The sequence below is a fragment of the Paraburkholderia sp. SIMBA_054 genome, from assembly GCF_046534875.1.
GTDB lineage: Bacteria > Pseudomonadota > Gammaproteobacteria > Burkholderiales > Burkholderiaceae > Paraburkholderia > Paraburkholderia hospita.
This window is the reverse complement of the sequence record NZ_JAWRXV010000909.1, coordinates 1-266: the sequence shown is the minus strand read 5'-3', so window position 1 is coordinate 266 and position 266 is coordinate 1. Positions and strand designations below refer to the sequence as shown.

The following is a 266-nucleotide window of genomic DNA, read 5'->3' as shown; positions in this document are numbered from 1 at the left end:
CTTGCTGCTCCTTTTTGCATTTTTATATGACAGCAGAATTTATTATACGTCTTATACTCGCGGCAATTGCCTGTGGCGCTATTGGCATGGAAAGGCAAATGCGCGGCAAAGGAGCAGGGTTACGCACACATGTATTAATTGGCATGGGAAGCGCCCTGTTTATGATTGTTTCGAAATATGGTTTTGCTGACGTGCTGTCTTTAGATCACGTCGGACTCGACCCCAGCCGTATTGCTGCTCAGGTGGTGACGGGCGTCGGGTTTATC

Annotated in this window: 1 protein-coding gene; it reads left to right on the top strand. The window is 48.1% G+C overall.

The genetic code is table 11. The features are described 5' to 3' along the window. Positions 1 to 26: 26 nt before the first annotated feature. Positions 27 to 266 (top strand): MgtC/SapB family protein (locus SB822_RS57780; protein ID WP_410859196.1); only part of this gene is annotated, 240 nt, incomplete at its 3' end.